The organism is Micromonospora sp. NPDC049051, from assembly GCF_043197575.1.
Taxonomy (GTDB): domain Bacteria; phylum Actinomycetota; class Actinomycetes; order Mycobacteriales; family Micromonosporaceae; genus Micromonospora.
The window spans coordinates 765,894-784,887 of sequence record NZ_JBICTL010000003.1 but is presented as its reverse complement, the minus strand read 5'-3'; the positions used below and the strand labels follow the sequence as shown (position 1 = coordinate 784,887).

Here is an 18,994-nt window from a genome sequence, read left to right as displayed (position 1 = left end):
CGACCGAGAGGAGAGGCCCGTGCTCGTCGAGACGGTGCTGGGCAACATGAACGAGCCGGACTGGACGGCCCGGCTGAAGGAAGCGCGCGTCGACGACCTGGTGCTCGACCAGTGGGACGCCCAGAAGAGCCGCATCCGCAAGACGACGACTTCCGGCGCGGAACTGGCGGTCTCGCTGGCGCGGGGCGTGCGGCTGCGCGACGGCGACGTCCTGGCCTGGGACGACCTGACCGCCACGGCGGTGGTGGCCCGGGTGCGGTTGGGCGACGTCATGGTGGTCGACCTCGAGAAGCTGCGCGGGGAGTCGGCCGAACTGCTGATCCGCTCGGCCGTCGAACTCGGGCACGCCATCGGCAACCAGCACTGGCCGGCCGTGGTCAAGGGCTCGAAGATGTACGTCCCGCTGACCGTCGACCGCAAGGTCATGGACTCGGTGATGCGTACCCACGCCTTCACGGGCATCACCCACGAGTTCGTCCCCGGCACGGAGGTCATCGCGTACCTCGCGCCGCACGAGTCGCGGCGGTTGTTCGGCGGGGCCGACTCGACGCCGCACTCGCACCTGCCCGCCGACCTGAACTGAGGGGCCGGCGGTGCGCACGATGGTCGAGACCCTGAAGCTGTTGCAGTTCGGCGACTCGGTCTTCCCGGTGGGCGCCTTCTCCTTCTCCAACGGGCTGGAGATGGCCGTGGAGCACGGGGTCGTCCACGACCGGGTGACCCTCCAGGACTTCGTCCGGACGGTCACCCGGCTCGCCGCCACGGGAGACGGCGTCGCCCTGCTCGCCGGCCACCGGGGCGCCGCCGCCGGGGACCTCGACCGGATCCGGCGCGCGGACGAGGCCGTCCACCTGCGCAAGATCAACGAAGAGATGCGCGTCATGTCCGTACGCATGGGACGCAAGCTGGCCGAGGCCGCGACCCGGATCGTCGGGGAGACCCTGCTGAAGAAGCGGATCGCCGAGTCGGCGAACGGCGTGCCGGTCACCTACCCGGTCGCCCTCGGGGTGGTCTTCGCCGAACTCGGGGTCGGCGAGGAGGACGCCTTCGCGGCCCACCAGTACGGCACGGCCTCCACGGTGCTCGGCGCGGCCGTCCGGCTGATGCGGTTGGACCACCTCGACGCGCAGTCGATCCTCTTCGCGGTCAACGAGAAGGTCGCCGACGACTACCGCGAGGTGCGCACCGCGGACCTCGACGACATGCAGACCTTCGGCCCCCACCTCGACGTCCTGGCCGCCGCGCACCAGCACACGCACGTGCGGATGTTCATGAGCTGAGTGCCCGGCGGAGAGCCGACGGGCGACCGCGCGAACCATCCCCTCCCGAATCTGAACCGAACTCCCCAGAAGGACAGGTCACGAGATGAAGTCGGCAAGTCGTATCGGAGTGGGCGGCCCGGTGGGCAGCGGCAAGACCGCGATCATCGAGGCGGTGGTGCCCCGGTTCGTGGAGAACGGACTGCGGGTGCTGGTGATCACCAACGACGTCGTCACCACGGAGGACGCCAAGCACGTGCGGCGCGCGCTGACCGGGGTGCTGGTCGAGGAGCGGATCCTGGGCGTGGAGACCGGCGCGTGCCCGCACACGGCGGTACGCGAGGACCCGAGCATGAACCTGGCGGCCGTGGAGGACATGGAGGCCCGCTTCCCGGACAGCGACGTGGTGCTGATCGAGAGCGGCGGGGACAACCTCACCCTGACCTTCAGCCCCGCGCTGGTCGACTACTTCATCTACGTCATCGACGTCGCGGCCGGCGACAAGATCCCGCGCAAGAACGGTCCGGGCATCTCCAAGTCCGACATCCTCGTCATCAACAAGACGGACCTGGCGCCCTACGTGGACGCCGACCTCGCCGTCATGGCGCGCGACGCGGACGCGATGCGCGACGGCAAGCCGGTCGTGTTCACCAACTGCAAGACGGGCGAGGGCGTCGACGAGCTGGTCTCGCTGATCCGCCGCAACGCGCTCTTCGACGCCGAAGTGGTCGCATGATCACACTGGACAGTGCGCGGGAGCTGGAGCCGTACCAGGACCAACCGGCCCAGCTGCCCGCCGCGTCCAACGGCAAGGTCGGGGTGCTGCGCCTCGGGTTCGAGCGGCGCGGGGAGCGCACCATCCTGCACGACCTCTACCGGCAGTCGCCGCTGCTGGTCCAGCGGGCGCTCTACTGGGACGAGGAGATGCCGCAGTTGCCCTGCGTCATGATCCTCACCACCTCCGGCGGGGTGCTGCAGGGCGACCGGCTGCACGTGGACGTGGACCTGGCGCCCGGCAGCCAGGCGCACCTGGTGACCCAGTCCGCCACCAAGATCCAGGAGATGGACGCGAACTACGGCACGCAGATCCAGCGGTTCACCCTCGCCGAGGACGCCTACCTGGAGTACCTGCCGGAGCCCACCATCCCGTACCGGGGCAGCCGGTTCGTCACCGACACCCGGGTGCGGTTGCCGGCCAGCGCCACGCTGCTCTACGGCGAGATCCTGCAACCCGGCCGCAAGCACTACCGCGACGGCGAACTCTTCGCGTACGACCTGTTCTCCTGTTCCGTGCGGGCCGAGCGGCCCGACGGCCGGCAGCTGTTCGTGGAGAAGTTCGTGGCGGCCCCCGCCACGTTCGAGGCGGCCCGGGTCGGGGTCATGGACCGCTTCCACATCTTCGGCAACGTCGTGCTGCTCACCGGTCCCGAGCGGGCCGCCCGGGTCTACGAGCGGACCTCGACGCCGGTCTGGGACGAGCAGACCCCGCTGGCCAGCGCCGTCAGCCGGCTGCCGAACGACGCGGGTCTCGTCTTCAAGGTCCTCGGCCAGGAAACGGAGCCGGTCCGCGCCGCGGTACGCGCCTTCTGCGTGGCCGCCCGCGAAGAGGTGACCGGCCACACCTTCCCGCCCGCGTTCAGCTGGCGTTGAGCCGACCAAGGAGGTTGCCGTGAGCGCTGTGACGCACGGCTGGCACAGGCTGAGCAGCCGCAACCCGTTGGTCGGCTTCGTCGACGCCTGCCTGCGCGGACCCGCTCAGGTCGTCTTCCAGAACAACGCGCTGACCGGCCTGCTCATCCTCGTGGCGCTCGCCTGGGGGGCGGTCGAGAACGGCCAGCCACGGGTCTTCGGCGGCGGCGTCCTCGGCCTCGTCGTCGGCACCGCCACGGCCCTCGTCCTCCAGGTGGACCGGACCTCGCTGCGGCAGGGGATGTTCGGCTTCAGCCCGCTGCTGACCGGGCTCGCCGTCCCGACCTTCCTCGACGACCGGCCGCTGATGTGGCTCTACCTGGTGCTGGGCGCCGCCGCCACGACCGTGGTCACGCTGGCCCTGAACGCGATCTTCAAGAAGTGGGGCCTGACCGCGTTCACGTTCCCGTTCGTGCTGACCACCTGGGTGCTGCTGCTGGCCGCGTACCAGTTCGACCGGTTCACCGTACTGACCGACATGACACCGAAGTTCCCCGGGCAGGGACCGCTGGCCGGCGGCAGCTTCGACTGGGCCCTCGTGCCGACCTTCCTGCGCGGCGTGTCCCAGGTGTTTCTGATCAACAGCTGGGTCACCGGGCTGATCATCGTGGTCGCGCTGCTGGTCAACTCCCGCTGGTCGGCGCTCTTCGCGCTGATCGGCGCCGTCGGCGCGACCCTGCTGGCGCTCTGGTTCGGCGCCGACGGGGCCTCGCTCGACAAGGGCCTGTACGGCTTCAACGCGGTGCTGACGGCCATCGCGGTGGGCGCGGTGATGCACCGCCCCGGCACGCTGGCGACGCTCTACACCCTGTTCGGCATCGCGCTGACGCTCTTCGTCCAGCTGGCCCTGGCCACCGTGCTCACCCCGCTGGCCATCCCCGTGCTGACCGGGCCGTTCAACATCGCCACCTGGTTGCTGCTGCTGCCCAAGCGGCACTTCGCGCCGTTGCCCAACCACGAACGCGTCGAGGAGACCGTCGTCTCCGCGGTGAAGCGCACCGTCTGACCGTACCGAGAGGAGAGGTGAGCGCCGTGCTCGCTCAGCAAGCGGTGAACTCGGGCGACACCGCCTGGGTGCTGGTCTGCACCGGCCTCGTGCTGTTCATGACGCCCGGCCTGGCCGCCTTCTACGGCGGGATGGTCCGCACCCGCAACGTGCTCGCGATGCTGCAACAGAACATCATCGCGCTGGGCGTCGTCAGCCTCACCTGGGTGCTGGTCGGCTACACCATCGCCTTCGGCGACGACGCCGGCACCGGCCTCTTCGGCAACCTCGAACTGCTCGGGCTGACCGGCCTCGGCGTCCCGCCCGCGCCCAACCTGCACGTCGTCGCCGGCCAGGTGACCGTACCCACCCTGGCGTTCGTCGCCTACCAGATGATGTTCGCGGTGATCACCCCCGCGCTCGTCACCGGGGCCACCGCCGGCCGGCTGAAGTTCCTCGGCTGGGCGCTGTTCCTGGCCGTCTGGTCCATCGTGGTCTACGCCCCGATCGCGCACTGGCTCTGGCACCCCGACGGCTGGCTGGCGAAGTTCGGCACCCAGGACTGGGCCGGGGGACTGGTGGTCCACGCCTCGGCGGGGGCCGCGGTCCTGGGCACCCTGCTGGTGGTGAAACGCCGCCGGGGCTGGCCGCGCACCGCCGCCCCACCCAACTCCATCCCGTTGACCATCCTCGGTGCGGGCATCCTCTGGTTCGGCTGGTTCGGCTTCAACGGCGGCGACGGACTCCAGGCCAACGGGGTGGCCGCCCAGGCGCTGATCAACACCCACCTCGCCGCCGCGGCCGGCATGCTGCTCTGGCTGGTGGCGGAACGGTTCAAGGACGGCCACAGCACCGTGGTCGGCAGCGTCTCCGGTGCCGTCGCGGGGCTCGCGACCATCACCCCGGCCGCCGGGTACGTCAACACCATCTCCGCCATCGTCATCGGCGCGATCGCCGGCATCGTCTGCCACACGGCGCTGCGGCTGAAGTACCTGCTCCGGCTCGACGACGCGCTGGACGTCCTCGCGGTGCACTTCGTCGGCGGCATGCTCGGCACGCTGCTGCTCGGCCTCTTCGGCGACAGCGGCGTCAACCCGCTCGGCAAGGACGGGCTCTTCCTCGGTGGCGGCGGATCCCTGCTCTGGCACCAGCTCGTCGGCGTCCTCAGCGTGGTGGCCTTCGCCTTCGTACTCAGCTGGGCGATTGCCGCCGCCGTGCAGGCGCTCGTCGGGCTCCGCGCCCCCGCCGACGAGCAGGACGACCTCGACCACGCCCAGCAGGGCGCCGCCGCATACCACCTCGGCGGCGTCGCGGGGCTCAGCGGCACGGGCGCGCCGCAGCGCCGGCAGCACCGGGCCGGACGGGAAACGGCTGTGGCGCCCGCCCAGCCGGCCGGGCACGCCCGGCTGGTGACCGCGACGGTGGACCCGACCCTGCTGCCGACGACGCGGGAGCTGCGCGACGCCCTGCGTGCGGCGGGCGCCACCGCCATCGTGGTCTCCGACGCCACCGTCTCCACCGCCGAGCCGGCCTCCCGCGCGCTGCCCCGGGGCTACTGGCAGGACCAGGACCTCCTGGATCGGGCCCGGGTCGAGGTGGTGGTGCGGCAGGAGGCGGTGCCCTCGGTGCTGGACGTGCTGGGCCGCTACGGCGCGGACCGGTCGGAGAGCTTCGTGCAGGACGTCCAGCCCGCGACGGACGTACGCTGAGTTCCGGCCGGCCCGCCGGATCCGGCTCGCGGCACGGACGGGGGACCGGCGTACCCCGGTGGACCTCCGGCGGCGGGCTACGCCGGAGCGGGTCACCGCGCGGAGCGGACCTGCCGGAGCAGCAGCGCGACGGTCGACAGGGCGAGCGCCGCCCAGGCCGGCACCCAGAGCGGGCGTTCCTGCGCCACGGTTCCGACGCCGCCACCGGCGGCGTAGCAGGTCAGCCCCAGCAGCCCGAGGAGCGCGCCCTGCCGGGCCCGGCTGCGGCCCCGGCCCGGCCCCACGAGCCAACGGCCGACGCGTTCCCCGGTCTTCGCCACCGTGCCCGACTGGTAGGTGATGGCGGTGGTGATGCCGGCGGTGCGGGCGAACAGCGTCGCCAGGGCGCCCAGGGCGAGGCCGCCGGCGGCGGCCAGCGTGACGCGCGGCAGCCCGCCCTGGTGGCCGTAGCGGAGCAGGACGTTGAGCACCGCCCACAGCGACATCGCGAGCACGGCGGCGGCGAGCCCTCGCGCGGACGGCGAGGAGCGGCTGCGGGCCGCGCGTACCTGCGAGACCACGCCCGTGCCGACGGCGAACGCGACCAGCGAGGCCGCCGACTCGGGCCAGGTGGGATGCCGCCCGGCCATGCTCAGGCCCAGGAAGATGGCGTTGCCCGACTGGTTGGCGACGAACGCGCCGTAGCGCAGGAAGGCGAAGGCGTCCACGAAGCCGGCGATCGCCGTGGTGAGGGCCAGGACCAGCAGCGGTCGTCGGAACTCGCGGTACGAGTCGTCGGGGTCCGGGGCGTCGCGGCCCGTCGAGGACCGCGGGGAAGCCGAGTCGCCCATCGCGTCGCACGCACCCTCCGAGCCAGGACCTGGACCACCCGTCCGTTCCGTCGGCGCGGACCGATCAATTCTCATGTTATTGGACTTTCACGGGGGAACCGGGTTGATGCCGCATACCTGTCATCCCGACATTCCGGCGGAGGGCCGCTGTCGGGCGCAGGCCATAGGGTGGTCCCGTGGCGACCCTTCTGCTTCTGCGACACGGCCGGACGACCGCGAACGCGGACGGTGGGCTGGCCGGGCGCCAGCCCGTCGAGCTGGACGACACGGGCCGGGCCCAGGCGGGCGCGGTCGGCGAACGGCTGCGGGCCCTGCCGTTCGCGGCGGTGGTGACCAGCCCGCTGATCCGCTGCCGGCAGACCCTGGAGCTGGCGCTGCCGGGGGTCGCCCCGGTGGTGGAGGAGGGGCTGATCGAGTGCGGCTACGGGGCCTGGGAGGGCCAGCCGCTGAAGAAGCTGGCCAAGGACCCGCTCTGGCCGGTCGTCCAGCAGCACCCGAGCGCCGCGGTCTTCCCCCAGGGCGAGGCGATGGCGGCGATGGCGGCGCGGGCGGTCGCCGCGGTCCGCAGCTGGGACGCGCGGATCACCGCCGAGCACGGTCCGGAGGCGGTCTGGTTGGCGTGCAGCCACGGCGACGTGATCAAGGCGATCGTGGCCGACGCGCTCGGCGTACACCTGGATCTGTTCCAGCGGATCGTGGCCGACCCGGCGTCGGTGACGGCGATCCGCTACACCCCGCTGCGGCCCTTCCTGATGCGGCTCAACGACACCGGCGGCGACCTGGCCGGGCTGGTGCCCCCGCCGCGCAAGCGGCGCCGGGGGGCGACGAAGTCCGCCGGCGCCGGCGACTCCGACGCGCCCGTCGGTGGCGGGGCGGGAGCGGGCCGGTGACCAGCCGGGAACGCCCCGGGCCGTGGCCTCGGGGCGCGGCGGACCCGGGCCGGTCGGGCGGGTCGGCGGCGGGTCGGCTCCGGCCGCCCGCCACGCCCGGCTACGGCGGCCGGTGCGCCGGGCGCGGCGGGCGCGCGGCGATTCGCGTCGGTGGGGTGCGCGGTGCCGTGGCGCGCCGGATAGGGTCGTGGGTATGACCCACCAGGTGCACGCCTTCGAGCCGCCGGAGCGGTTCGTCGCCGGGACGGTCGGGCCGCCGGGGGAGCGCACGTTCTTCCTGCAGGCGCGCGGCGGTGGCCGGCTGGTCAGCGTCGCGCTGGAGAAGGTCCAGGTGTCGCTGCTCGCCGAGAAGCTCGAGGAGCTGCTCTCCGAGGCGCAGCGCCGATTCGGCGTGGAGCTGCCCGAGCCGGTGGCCGCGGTCGGCGACAACGACCCGCTGGACACACCGGTCGACGAGGAGTTCCGCGTCGGCACGCTCGGGCTGGCGTTCGACGTCGACACCGCGACCGTGGTGATCGAGGCCATCGCCGTCGGGGAGGGGGAGGCCGAGGTCGACCTCGGTGAGCCCGACGACGACGAGGAAGCCGAGGACGACGACGAGGAGCCGGACGACGACCTCGACCGGCTCCGGGTGCGGCTGACCCCCGAGGCGACCCGCCAGTTCATCGAGCGGGCCCGACGGGTGGTCAACGCGGGCCGGCCGCCCTGCCCGCTCTGCGGCCAGCCCCTCGATCCCGCCGGTCACCTCTGCCCGCGGCACAACGGTTACCACCGGTGACATCGGATCTCCAGCCCCGACAGGACGGCGAGGCCGCGCTCCGGTTGCTCCGCGACGGCCACCTCGACCTGGAGGGGCGGCTCGTCGACGCCTCCAACACGACCCTGCGCGGCATCCTGACCCTCGACGGGCTGACGGCCCGCTGCGTCTACAAGCCCATCCGCGGTGAGCGCCCACTGTGGGACTTCCCGGACGGCACGCTGGCCGGCCGGGAGGTCTCGGCGTACGTGGTCTCCCGGGCCACCGGGTGGGACCTGGTCCCGCCGACGGTGCTGCGCGACGGCCCGTTCGGCCCGGGGTCGTGCCAGCTCTGGATCGACGAGCCCGACGAGGCCGAGCCCCTCGTCGGGTTCGTGCCGGCCGACGCGTTGCCGCCCCGCTGGTTCCCCATCGCCGCGGCCCGCGACGACGACGGCGCGCCGTACGCGCTGGCGCACGCCGACGATCCGCGGCTGGCCCGACTCGCGGTGCTCGACGCGGTGATCAACAACGCGGACCGCAAGGGCGGGCACGTCCTCGTCGGCCCCGACGACCGGATCTACGGCGTCGACCACGGGGTCAGCTTCCACGTCGAGGAGAAGCTGCGCACGGTGCTCTGGGGCTGGGCCGGCCGGCAGCTGCCGGCGGACGCCGTGGAGACCCTCGACGCCCTCGCCGGCCAGCTCCCCGGGGCACTCGGCGCCGAGCTGGCCGAGCACCTGACCCTGCGGGAGATCGCCGAGCTGGCGGCCCGGGTCGACCGGCTGCGGCGCAGCGGCCTGTTCCCGCAGCCGTCACAGGACTGGCCTGCGGTGCCCTGGCCCCCCATGTGAGCGCCCGCGGCTGGTCCACGACGTTGTCATGTTGATCACTGTGGGCCGGGCCTGCCGCGCTGGGCCGGCTGGTTAGGCTGACGGTCATGGACTCTTGGGCGGGACATGAGGTGCCGCGGCTGCCGGGCAGGGGCCAGCCGCTGTCGTTGTTCGACTCCGCGCGGCAGGGCACCCACCCGAGCGACCCGACCGGCACCGCGACCATGTACGTCTGCGGCATCACCCCTTACGACGCCACACACCTGGGGCACGCCGCCACCATGATCGCGTTCGACCTCGTGCAGCGGGTGTGGCGCGACACCGGCCTCGACGTGCGCTACGTGCAGAACGTCACCGACATCGACGACCCGCTGCTGGAGCGGGCCGAGCGCGACGGCGAGGACTGGAAGGTCCTGGCGATGCGGGAGACCGCGCTGTTCCGGGAGGACATGGAGGCGCTGCGGATCATTCCGCCGGCGCACTACGTCGGCGCGGTCGAGTCGATCCCCGACATCGCCGAGCGGGTCCTCCTGCTGCTCAAGGACGGGGCCGCGTACCGCTTGGAGGACGGCACCGGTGACGTCTACTTCGACATCGCCGCCTCCCCCCGCTTCGGCTACGAGTCCAACCTGACCCGGGAGCAGATGCTGGAGATCTTCCCCGAGCGCGGCGGCGATCCGGACCGGGCCGGCAAGCGCGACCCGCTCGACCCGCTGCTGTGGCGGGGCGCCCGTGAGGGCGAGCCGTCCTGGCCGGGCGGCGAGCTGGGCGCCGGCCGCCCCGGCTGGCACATCGAGTGCACCGTCATCGCGCTCAACCTGCTCGGCGACCGGATCGACGTGCAGGGCGGCGGCAACGACCTGATCTTTCCCCACCACGAGTGCTCGGCCGCGCACGCCGAGCGGCTCACCGGCGTGGCGCCGTTCGCCGCGCACTACGTGCACGCCGGCATGATCGGCCTGGACGGCGAGAAGATGTCGAAGTCCCGGGGCAACCTGGTGTTCGTCTCCCGGCTGCGCGCCGACCAGGTCGACCCGATGGCGGTCCGGCTGGCCCTGCTCTCCGGGCACTACCGTGCGGACCGCGCCTGGACCGACGAGCTGCTCGCGACGTCGCTGGAGCGGCTGGGCCGCTGGCGGCGGGCCGCCGCCGCGCCCGCCGGCCCGTCGGGCGAGGAGTTCCTGGCCGGCGTACGCGCGAGGCTCGCCGACGATCTCGACTCGCCCGGCGCACTGGCGCTGGCCGACGCGTGGGCCGAGGCGACCCTCGCCGGCGCCGCCGACGACCCCGCCGCCCCCGCTCTCTTCGCCACCACCCTGGACGCCCTCCTGGGCCTCCACCTCTGACCCACCACCCCACCCCGCCCGCACCCCCCTCGGGCGTCGATCATGCAGTTGTGGTGCCCCGCGAAGGGTGTGAATCGGCGGTGACCGCCCACCACAGGCGCATGATCGACGGGGCGTGGCGGGGGTGGGGTGTGGGCGGGGCGGTGGGTCAGCCCAGGACCAGGCCCGGGTCCGGGGTGGGGTCGGGGGCCGGGGCGGGGATCTTGTACTCCTCAGTGAGCGTGGTTACCGGGCCGGGCCAGGTGGCCTGGGCTACCTCGATCGGCTTGCGGTGGGCGTCGTAGGCGACGTGCAGCAGGTGCAGCACCGGCGTGTCGGGGCGGATCTGGAGGATCTCGGCCTCCTCGCGGCTGGGCTGGCGGGCGCTGATCGTGTCGGTGGCGGAGACGTAGCGCCGGCCGGTGGCCTCCTCGGCCTCCTGGTAGAGCGGGCGGCCGAACGCCTCGGCGCGTTCGAGGGACGTGCCGGCGGTGTCGGCGGGCAGGAACCACGAGGCGCCCACCTCGACGGGGGAGTCCTCGGTGCGGACGAGGTGGCGGCGGCAGAGCAGGTCGGTGCCGTCGGCCACCCCGAACGCGTCGGCCACCTCGGGCGGGGCGGGGGCCCGGCCGACCGAGACGAGCTGTTGCCGGTACCGCGCGGCCAGGTCGGTGTGGTAGCCGCGGAAGCCGCCGTAGCGGCCCCGGGAGAGCCGGTTGAGGCGCCGCCGGGTGCCCCGGACGTACGTCCCGGAGCCGGGCTTGGTGATCAGGATGCCCTCGACCCGCAGCTGGTCGACGGCGCGCTGCACGGTCTGCTTGGCCACGCCGAACATCTCGGCGATGGCCGGGATGGACGGCAGCCGCTCGCCCGGCGCCCAGTCGCCGCGGCGGATCTGGGTCTTGAGCTGCGCGGCGATCTGCCGGTGCGGGAACTCGGCCGCGCCCGGATTGATCTGCATGCCTGCCTCCTCGATCACAGCTAGGTTCCTAGGATGTCTCAGGGCTGGCGGCGGCGCCACCCCGGACACGCCGAGGTGCCGCGCACCGGCACACGAAAGGGCCCCGGACAACGAACGTCCGGGGCCCGACGGGGCAGGGGAGAGGGGCGCTACCAGGAACCGGCGGTGGGGCCGGCGGAGCCGCCCCGCCGGCGCAGGTACTTCTCGAACTCCTGGGCGATCTCGTCACCGGTCAGCGGGGTGATGCCCGCGTCGCCGACGCGCTCCTCCAACTCACGCACGTACTCGCCGAGCTCGGCGTCCTGCTCGGCGGCCCCGCGCACCCGCTGCTCCCACTCGGCGGCCTCCTCGGCCAGGTCGGCCATGGGCACCGGCAGGTCGAGCACCTCCTCGACCCGGTGCAGCAGGGCGAGGGTGGCCTTCGGGCAGGGCGGGTTGTTGGCGTAGTGCGGCACGTGCACCCAGAACGAGACGGCGTCGACCTCGGCGCGGTTGCAGGCGTCGTGCAGCACGCCGACGATCCCGGTCGGCCCGTCGTAGCGGGTGGGGGTGAGCTGGTAGCGCTGGGCGGCCTCCGCGTCGGAGGCGCTGCCGCTGATCGGCAACGGCCGGGTGTACGGCACGTCGGCCAGCAGCGCGCCGAGCACGACCACCCGCTCGACCTCCAGGCTGTGGCAGATCTCCAGCACCTGCTCGCAGAAGGTGCGCCAGCGCATGCTCGGCTCGATGCCCCGGATCAGTACGACGTCCCGCTCGGTGCCCTCGGGGCTGGCCACCATGAAGCGCGTCGTCGGCCACTCCACCCGGCGGGTCTCGCCCTCGGACATCGTGATGGTGGGGCGGCTGACCTGGAAGTCGTAGAAGTCCTCCGGGTCGATCTCGGTGACCTGCCGGGCCTGCCACACCTGCTCCAGGTGCTCGACTGCGGCGGTGGACGCGTCGGCGGCGTCGTTCCAGCCCTCGAACGCGGCGATCGCCACGGGGGACCGCAGCACCGGCAGTCCGTCGAACTCGGTCACGCCGTCACCCCACCCTGCTCGTCGGAGGCGGCGCCGGGACCGGACCCGGCCGTCCGCCCGCCGGGCGTGGTGCTGTCGCTGTAGTCCTTCACGTCCGTCAGCCTACGTGTCTGGGCGGGATGCGGCCCGTCGGCCGCGCCGGTCGCGCCCGGCGGGGGCCAGCCATACCGCGATGAACCGGACAGCGTGATCCCGCTGACACAATGTGGGAAGGGCCGTACGGGGGGATCGGTACGGCCTCGGCGGCACTAACCTGATCCCGTGCGGACCTCATTGCTCAACGTACTGGCAGACCGGATTCTCGTCGCCGACGGTGCCATGGGCACGATGCTGCAGGCGGCCGACCTCACCCTCGACGACTTCGAGGGCTACGAGGGCTGCAACGAGGTCCTCAACGTGACCCGGCCGGACGTGGTGCGTGGGGTGCACGAGGCGTACCTGGCCGCCGGCGCCGACTGCGTCGAGACGAACACCTTCGGCGCCAACCTCGCCAACCTCGGCGAGTACGACATCCAGCACCGCATCCGGGAGCTCTCCGAGGCCGGGGCGCGCCTCGCCCGGGAGGCCGCCGACGCGTACGCCACCCCCGAGCGGCCCCGCTTCGTGCTGGGCTCGATCGGCCCGGGCACCAAGCTGCCCACCCTCGGGCACGCCGACTACGCGACCCTGCGCGACGCGTACCAGGAGAACGCCGAGGGCCTGATCGACGGCGGGTCGGACGCGCTGATCGTGGAGACGTGCCAGGACCTGCTCCAGGTCAAGGCGGCGGTGGTCGGCTCGAAGCGGGCCATGGCCCGGCTCGGCCGCACGGTCCCGATCATCTGCCACGTCGCCGTGGAGACCACCGGCACCATGCTGGTGGGCAGCGAGATCGGGGCGGCGCTGGCCGCGATCGAGCCGCTGGGGGTCGACCTGATCGGGCTGAACTGCTCGACCGGGCCCGCCGAGATGGGTGAGCACCTGCGCTACCTGTCCCGGCACTCCCGGATTCCGCTGTCGGTGATGCCGAACGCGGGCCTGCCGGTGCTGACCGCCGACGGGGCGTACTTCCCGCTGACCCCGGTGGAGCTGGCCGACGCCCTGGAGCGGTTCGTCACCGAGTACGGCGTCTCGCTGGTCGGCGGTTGCTGCGGCACCACCCCCGAGCACGTCCGGGTCCTGGCCGAGCGGCTGCACGGCACGCGCCCCGCACCGCGCGAGCCGCGGCACGAGGCCGGCGTCTCGTCGGTCTACCACCCGGTGCCGTTCGCCCAGGACGCCTCCCTGCTGATGGTGGGGGAGCGCACCAACGCCAACGGCTCCAAGGCCTTCCGTGAGGCGATGCTCGCCGCCGACTGGCGGGCCTGCGTGGAGATCGCCCGGAGCCAGGCCCGCGACGGCTCGCACCTGCTGGACCTCTGCGTCGACTACGTCGGCCGCGACGGCACCCGCGACATGCGGGAGCTCGCCGGCCGCTTCGCCACCGCCTCCACGCTGCCGATCATGCTGGACTCGACCGAGCCGGCGGTGATCGAGGCGGGGCTGGAGATGCTCGGCGGCCGGTGTGTGGTCAACTCGGTCAACTTCGAGGACGGCGACGGGCCGGAGTCCCGCTACGCCCGGGTCATGCCCATCGTCAAGGAGCACGGGGCCGCCGTGGTGGCGCTGCTGATCGACGAGGAGGGGCAGGCGCGTACCGCCGAGTGGAAGGTGCGGGTCGCGGGCCGGCTGATCGACGACCTCACCGGGCGGTGGGGGATGGACCGCGCGGACATCCTGATCGACGCGCTGACGTTCCCGATCGCCACCGGCCAGGAGGAGACCCGGCGCGACGGCATCGAGACGATCGAGGCGATCCGGGAGATCGCCCGCCGTTGGCCGGGCGTCAACTTCACCCTCGGCATCTCCAACGTCTCCTTCGGGCTCAACCCGGCGGCCCGGCAGGTGCTCAACTCGGTCTTCCTGCACGAGTGCCGCGAGGCGGGCCTGACCAGCGCCATCGTGCACGCCAGCAAGATCCTGCCGTTCAACAAGATCCCCGACGCGCAGCGGGAGGCGGCCCTGGACCTGGTCTACGACCGGCGCCGCGAGGGCTACGATCCGGTGCAGCGGTTCATCGAGATCTTCGAGGGCGTGGACGCCGCGTCGGCGCGGGCCGGGCGGGCGGAGGAGTTGGCCGCGCTGCCGCTGGAGGAGCGGCTCAAGCGGCGGATCATCGACGGGGAGCGCACCGGCCTGGAGGCCGACCTGGACGCGGCGATGGCGCAGGGGCGCAGCCCGCTGTCCATCATCAACGACATTCTGCTCGATGGCATGAAGGTCGTCGGCGAGCTGTTCGGCTCGGGTCAGATGCAGCTGCCGTTCGTGTTGCAGTCCGCCGAGGTGATGAAGACGGCGGTGGCGTACCTGGAGCCGCACATGGAGACCGCCGAGGACGGCGGCAAGGGCCGCATCGTGCTGGCCACGGTGCGCGGCGACGTGCACGACATCGGTAAGAACCTCGTCGACATCATCCTGTCCAACAACGGCTACGAGGTCGTCAACATCGGCATCAAGCAGCCGATCAACGCGATCCTGGAGGCCGCCGAGCAGCACCGCGCCGACGCGATCGGCATGTCCGGCCTGCTGGTCAAGAGCACCGTGATCATGAAGGAGAATCTCGCCGAGATGGCCGCGCGCGGGGTCGCGGAGCGCTGGCCGGTCCTGCTGGGTGGGGCCGCGCTGACCCGGGCGTACGTCGAGGACGACCTGCGGGCGATGTTCCCCGGCCAGGTGCACTACGCCCGCGACGCCTTCGAGGGGCTGTCCCTGATGGACCGGGTGATGACGGCGAAGCGCGGCGGCGCGCCCGTGATCGACGCGGAGCGGGAGGCGGCCCTGGCGGCCCGTCGGGCGCGCCGCGAGCGGCAACGGGCGATCGTCAGCGAGTCGTTGCCGGAGTTGGACGACGCGTCGGTGCGCTCCGACGTGGCCACCGACGTGGAGGTGCCCACCCCGCCGTTCCTGGGCACCCGGGTCGTCAAGGGCGTGCCGTTGGCCGACTACGCGGCGCTGCTCGACGAGCGGGCCACCTTCCTCGGGCAGTGGGGCCTGCGGGGCGCCCGCAGTGGGCAGGGGCCGTCCTACGAGGAGTTGGTGGAGACCGAGGGGCGGCCGCGGCTGCGCTACTGGCTGGACCGGCTGATCGCCGACCAGGTGCTGGAGGCGGCCGTGGTGTACGGCTACTTCCCCGCGTACGCCGAGGGCAACGACCTGGTGGTGCTGGACGAGAACGGGCACTCGGAGCGGGCGCGGTTCTCCTTCCCGCGACAGCGGCAGGAGCGGCGGCTGTGCCTGGCCGACTTCTTCCGTCCGCGCGGCGACGAGCTGGACGTGGTGGCGTTGCAGCTGGTCACGGTGGGGCAGCCGATCAGCGAGTACACGGCGAAGATGTTCGCCCGCAACGAGTACCGCGACTACCTGGAGGTGCACGGGCTGTCCGTGCAGCTCACCGAGGCGCTCGCGGAGTACTGGCACCGGCGGATCCGCGCCGAGCTGACCCTGCCGGGCGGCCGTACGGTGGCTGACGACGATCCGGCGGACCTGGCGGGTCTGCTGCGCACCGACTACCGGGGCTGCCGGTACGCGTTCGGCTACCCGGCCTGCCCGGACCTGGAGGACCGGGCGAAGATCGTGGAGTTGCTGGGTGCGGAGCGGATCGGTGTGCAGTTGTCGGAGGAGTTCCAGCTGATGCCGGAGCAGGCGACGGACGCGATCGTGGTGCACCACCCGGAGGCGAGCTACTTCAACGCCAAGTGATCGCCGCAGGTGCTCTGACCTGCGGTGGAGCATCCGGAATGGCCATGTTTGGCATGATCATGCCGTCTCCAGGCCGTCCAGCGTTTGTGGGTCGTCGGCGAAGGCGTGGTCGATCGCGCGGCGGGTGCGGTCCTCCGCTGGCTGGCAGCAGGTGCGTGTAGATCCGGAGGGTTAGGAAGCGCAGGAATGATAAGCGATCAGGGCAGCCAGTCGTTCGCTGAAGCCCTCCCGCCGCGCCCATCGCGCCCCATCGAGCGCATGAAAACCTGTGTCAGAGATATCGGGCGCGTAGCCGATGTCGTGCAGCCAAGCGGACGCGACGAGCAGGTCTGCGTCTTCGCCCACCAGCCGTCCCAGAGTTTTGGCCTTGGCCGCCACCGCTTGGACGTGTCGCCAGCGGCGCGGCAAGGTCGAGGCGAGATGGCGAGCGGAAGCTTCTGCCGCCCAGCCGCTAAGAGAGGTCACGCGGGAATGGTACACAATCAGACTTAACTTTTGCCATGTCCATCCGTCAAGAAGCAAGTCAGACTGCGGATTTCCCGGTGAGTGTCAGTCCATCTCATCGTCTGAATCCGAAGTCTCAAGCAGGGCCTGAGTGGCAAAGTCCCGAGGAGCGTCGGGGTCGGTGGCCAGCAATCGTCGAACGAACTTCGCCTCCCGCTTGGAGTCTTCTTCTTTGGTGCGAGGCCTCCAGGCGAAAGGATTCGACCCTAGTGACCATACTACAAAATCATCGAAAAGCTGATCGTCCGTCAGTAACAGTCGTGGTCGATCAGGCAATGACTTAGCTAGCTGAGTTAGAGACTCACATTCGCGTGCGGGCTCGGTAACCGCCACCAGATCATACGGTGCTTGGATTGCATCTGCTAGAGTGTCAAGCAATTCAACGGCTCGCCCGGATGTGCCTCCTATTCTGCGTTTCACTTCCACAGGCACAAGACTCCCGTCCGAAAAGAGGAGTAGGACATCAGCCTCCCCGATATCGAGATTCGTTTCGGGATCTATGAAGCGGACGCCTGGGTGAGCGCCGACCAGTCCGTGTCCGTCCAACAGTTCGGTCAGCCACCGTAAGGCTAAAATGTGGCCAAGGCTATCCGTCTCGAGTACACGCCGCAGCGGCTCTCCTATCCGATAAGTAAATAGCAATTCGCGAGCGCCATATGGCTGATCAATGGTCCTACCGCATCCCGGGCAGCCGACAGGGGGCGGTAGGGAGGCCATTGGCAGCCATGAGGAGCTGGAGCAGTAGGGGCATGTGATGTTGGTTCCCCGCACCAGCAAATGCCGGCTTTCTGCCCAGGTGACCCAGCGCTTTGCGGCAGCCTCGTTTCCTAGAGCCTGCCGGAACTTCTGGTAAGGAACCGCCCGGCCCTCGCCGGCGGGAGCCACCGCCGGGTCATCCCGTCCAAGGTCTTGGGCCGCCGTCTCAAGCGCCTGTGGATCGGCTCCCAGTTTCATTAGCTCGCGATGGGTGCGGGTCCACCGCTGTCTCCACCACGACATGCCGCTACGCTCGCCGACTTCATAAAGAAGGTGGATCAGCGGCCTATGTAAAAGCCAGCGGATTCCATCCACGTCGCCGATGGATTCGATCAGCGTTGATGCAGCTAATCCCGCCTCCGATGGAGCCACCTTCAGCTTACGGCTTTGCGCTACGGCGGCAAGGCATGTCCATGTAGGCGGCCAGCAAACTTCAACGGTGCGTTCCCGATTAGGGGATACGGAAACCTGAGCTGCCCCAGCCTGGAAACGAGCAAAGAACTCGCCTCCCCGCATGGTGGGATCCGCCGGGATGGGATGGCCTGAGACATAAACGTCCAAAACCATACTCGGCTGGCGGAAACCTGAAAGAGTAGGGTTTAGAATCTCACGGTCGGAGTCACTGAGGGCATCCAGCTTTGCTCGTCCATCACGCCATAACGCGACCTGGCTACGAGGTCGAGCGGGTGGGTAGCCGAACGTAACCAGGTCCTCGTACTTGACGCACAGCGCATTGCGTGCGCCCGCCGTAAGAGACTGCAACTCGGAAATACTCAGCGAAGCACTAGTGATATGGCATTTTCCGCCGCTCAAACCGAACATGGTTGCGATGCCCGGCTTGGAAAGTTGTTTGAGCGCCTTTGCGGAGATCTCAGCAATCGGCAGACCTATTGGCAGCGCTCGCCGATCTCCATGAGCTGCCCTCAGGTTCCAGAGCAAAGCGACGTCTTCGACCGAGCCAGGACTGACCGCAACGATAACATTGGGGCCAGCGGCGCGACGGATCGAATTCGGTCGTGGGATAACCGAGTCTGTGGCGATGTAGCTAGTGTCTGGCTCACTGCCGGCTGCGAGGAAAACGTTGCTTAGCTGGCGTGGGCTCATGTGGCGCTCGTCGTTGAGGCGCGCGAGAAGATCCTCGAGAGAGCCTGACACGCGCTCGCGTACGACATTAAAGATGTCTTCGAATCGAAGGCCGGGTTTTAACGACGCGAACTCTGTGAGCCTTTCGCTCGGATTTGAAGGCCAAACTCCGAGAGTTGCGGCGTAAATCGGATTCCAGGGATCGGTAGGGTCTAGTTCTGCAATCTGGATCGGTCGCCAACTCTCCGCCGATTTAGTAGACGCGAGAACAATTACGGGGTAGTCCCAAACCGCCCGTTTTCCGACGCGCCTGGGGAGGCGCACCTCAACTTCCTGCAGTCCGCCTACATGGTCAACTTGCTGTGTTTCCAACAGCTTTGCATACGCTTCTGGGACCTGGCCGCGGGTGACCGGAAGGAGAGGATGTCCGCTACCGCCCCAGACCTGACACAGGTGACTGATCTCCTCGATCAGGCCAGTCATGTCCCCCGCTGGCACGGGCCGGGCCCAACGCTGCGGGCGTAGGCGAGTATGAACCTCGAGCGCACCGTCAAGTAGGGCGTCATCCAGCAGGCCAAGCATTGCGACAGGGTCTCACATCCTCCTGTTCAACTAGGGGCGACGCGCCATACAGCCAG

General features: G+C 70.6%; 16 protein-coding genes. 11 read left to right on the top strand and 5 right to left on the bottom strand.

Annotated elements, in window-relative coordinates; genetic code table 11:
* Positions 1–19: 19 nt before the first annotated feature.
* The 6 genes from ureE (at position 20) to amt (ending at position 5,642) form a co-directional block, all read left to right on the top strand.
* Positions 20–583, top strand: a complete 564-nt coding sequence (gene ureE, locus ACGFIR_RS15580) for an urease accessory protein UreE (RefSeq protein WP_393003387.1) — start codon at positions 20–22, stop codon at positions 581–583.
* A 19-nt stretch (positions 584–602) separates the two neighbouring features.
* Positions 603–1,280, top strand: coding sequence for an urease accessory protein UreF (locus ACGFIR_RS15575; protein WP_393145556.1), 678 nt, complete (start codon positions 603–605; stop codon positions 1,278–1,280).
* 85 nt (positions 1,281–1,365) lie between these two features.
* Positions 1,366–1,995: an urease accessory protein UreG gene (ureG, locus tag ACGFIR_RS15570; protein WP_393003383.1), complete on the top strand. Its 630-nt coding sequence runs from the start codon at positions 1,366–1,368 to the stop codon at positions 1,993–1,995.
* On the top strand, positions 1,992–2,909 hold the full coding sequence (locus tag ACGFIR_RS15565) for an urease accessory protein UreD (protein ID WP_393145554.1): 918 nt from the start codon (positions 1,992–1,994) through the stop codon (positions 2,907–2,909). Before ureG ends, ACGFIR_RS15565 begins: the two co-directional genes overlap by 4 nt.
* A gap of 19 nt (positions 2,910–2,928) precedes the next feature.
* Positions 2,929–3,954: an urea transporter gene (yut, locus tag ACGFIR_RS15560; RefSeq protein WP_393145552.1), complete on the top strand. Its 1,026-nt coding sequence runs from the start codon at positions 2,929–2,931 to the stop codon at positions 3,952–3,954.
* A 26-nt stretch (positions 3,955–3,980) separates the two neighbouring features.
* Positions 3,981–5,642, top strand: coding sequence for an ammonium transporter (gene amt / locus ACGFIR_RS15555; protein ID WP_393145550.1), 1,662 nt, complete (start codon positions 3,981–3,983; stop codon positions 5,640–5,642).
* 92 nt (positions 5,643–5,734) lie between these two features.
* Here the strand turns inward: amt and ACGFIR_RS15550 are convergent, their stop codons facing one another.
* Positions 5,735–6,472, bottom strand: coding sequence for a YoaK family protein (locus ACGFIR_RS15550; RefSeq protein ID WP_393145547.1), 738 nt, complete (start codon positions 6,470–6,472; stop codon positions 5,735–5,737).
* 176 nt (positions 6,473–6,648) lie between these two features.
* Here ACGFIR_RS15550 and ACGFIR_RS15545 point away from each other — a divergent pair, with 176 nt between their 5' ends.
* The 4 genes from ACGFIR_RS15545 (at position 6,649) to mshC (ending at position 10,277) form a co-directional block, all read left to right on the top strand.
* Complete coding sequence (locus ACGFIR_RS15545) at positions 6,649–7,362, top strand: MSMEG_4193 family putative phosphomutase (RefSeq protein ID WP_393145545.1); 714 nt, start codon at positions 6,649–6,651, stop codon at positions 7,360–7,362.
* A 193-nt stretch (positions 7,363–7,555) separates the two neighbouring features.
* Entirely contained in the window at positions 7,556–8,140 is a 585-nt protein-coding gene (locus tag ACGFIR_RS15540) for a DUF3090 domain-containing protein (protein WP_393003371.1), read from the top strand.
* Positions 8,137–8,952 carry an SCO1664 family protein gene (locus ACGFIR_RS15535; RefSeq protein ID WP_393145543.1) on the top strand — a complete coding sequence of 272 codons (816 nt, stop codon included), beginning with the start codon at positions 8,137–8,139 and terminating at the stop codon, positions 8,950–8,952. The genes ACGFIR_RS15540 and ACGFIR_RS15535 overlap by 4 nt, the downstream gene beginning before the upstream one ends.
* A gap of 86 nt (positions 8,953–9,038) precedes the next feature.
* Positions 9,039–10,277, top strand: coding sequence for a cysteine--1-D-myo-inosityl 2-amino-2-deoxy-alpha-D-glucopyranoside ligase (mshC, locus tag ACGFIR_RS15530; RefSeq protein WP_393145541.1), 1,239 nt, complete (start codon positions 9,039–9,041; stop codon positions 10,275–10,277).
* 148 nt (positions 10,278–10,425) lie between these two features.
* Here the strand turns inward: mshC and ACGFIR_RS15525 are convergent, their stop codons facing one another.
* Together ACGFIR_RS15525 and ACGFIR_RS15520 are read right to left on the bottom strand one after the other, a co-directional pair.
* Positions 10,426–11,217, bottom strand: a complete 792-nt coding sequence (locus tag ACGFIR_RS15525; RefSeq protein ID WP_393145539.1) for a GntR family transcriptional regulator — start codon at positions 11,215–11,217, stop codon at positions 10,426–10,428.
* Positions 11,218–11,366: 149 nt separating this feature from the next.
* The gene (locus ACGFIR_RS15520; protein ID WP_393003363.1) at positions 11,367–12,236 is read right to left on the bottom strand and encodes a PAC2 family protein; all 870 of its coding nucleotides are present in this window, start codon (positions 12,234–12,236) and stop codon (positions 11,367–11,369) included.
* A gap of 273 nt (positions 12,237–12,509) precedes the next feature.
* On the opposite strand from ACGFIR_RS15520, the gene metH reads away from it, so the two are divergent.
* Positions 12,510–16,013, top strand: a complete 3,504-nt coding sequence (gene metH / locus ACGFIR_RS15515) for a methionine synthase (protein WP_393145830.1) — start codon at positions 12,510–12,512, stop codon at positions 16,011–16,013.
* Positions 16,014–16,184: 171 nt separating this feature from the next.
* On the opposite strand, the gene ACGFIR_RS15510 is transcribed toward metH, so the two are convergent.
* Both ACGFIR_RS15510 and ACGFIR_RS15505 read right to left on the bottom strand, forming a co-directional pair.
* Positions 16,185–16,478: an HD domain-containing protein gene (locus ACGFIR_RS15510; RefSeq protein ID WP_393145535.1), complete on the bottom strand. Its 294-nt coding sequence runs from the start codon at positions 16,476–16,478 to the stop codon at positions 16,185–16,187.
* A gap of 84 nt (positions 16,479–16,562) precedes the next feature.
* On the bottom strand, positions 16,563–18,839 hold the full coding sequence (locus ACGFIR_RS15505) for a hypothetical protein (RefSeq protein ID WP_393145533.1): 2,277 nt from the start codon (positions 18,837–18,839) through the stop codon (positions 16,563–16,565).
* Between the last annotated feature and the right edge of the window lie 155 nt (positions 18,840–18,994).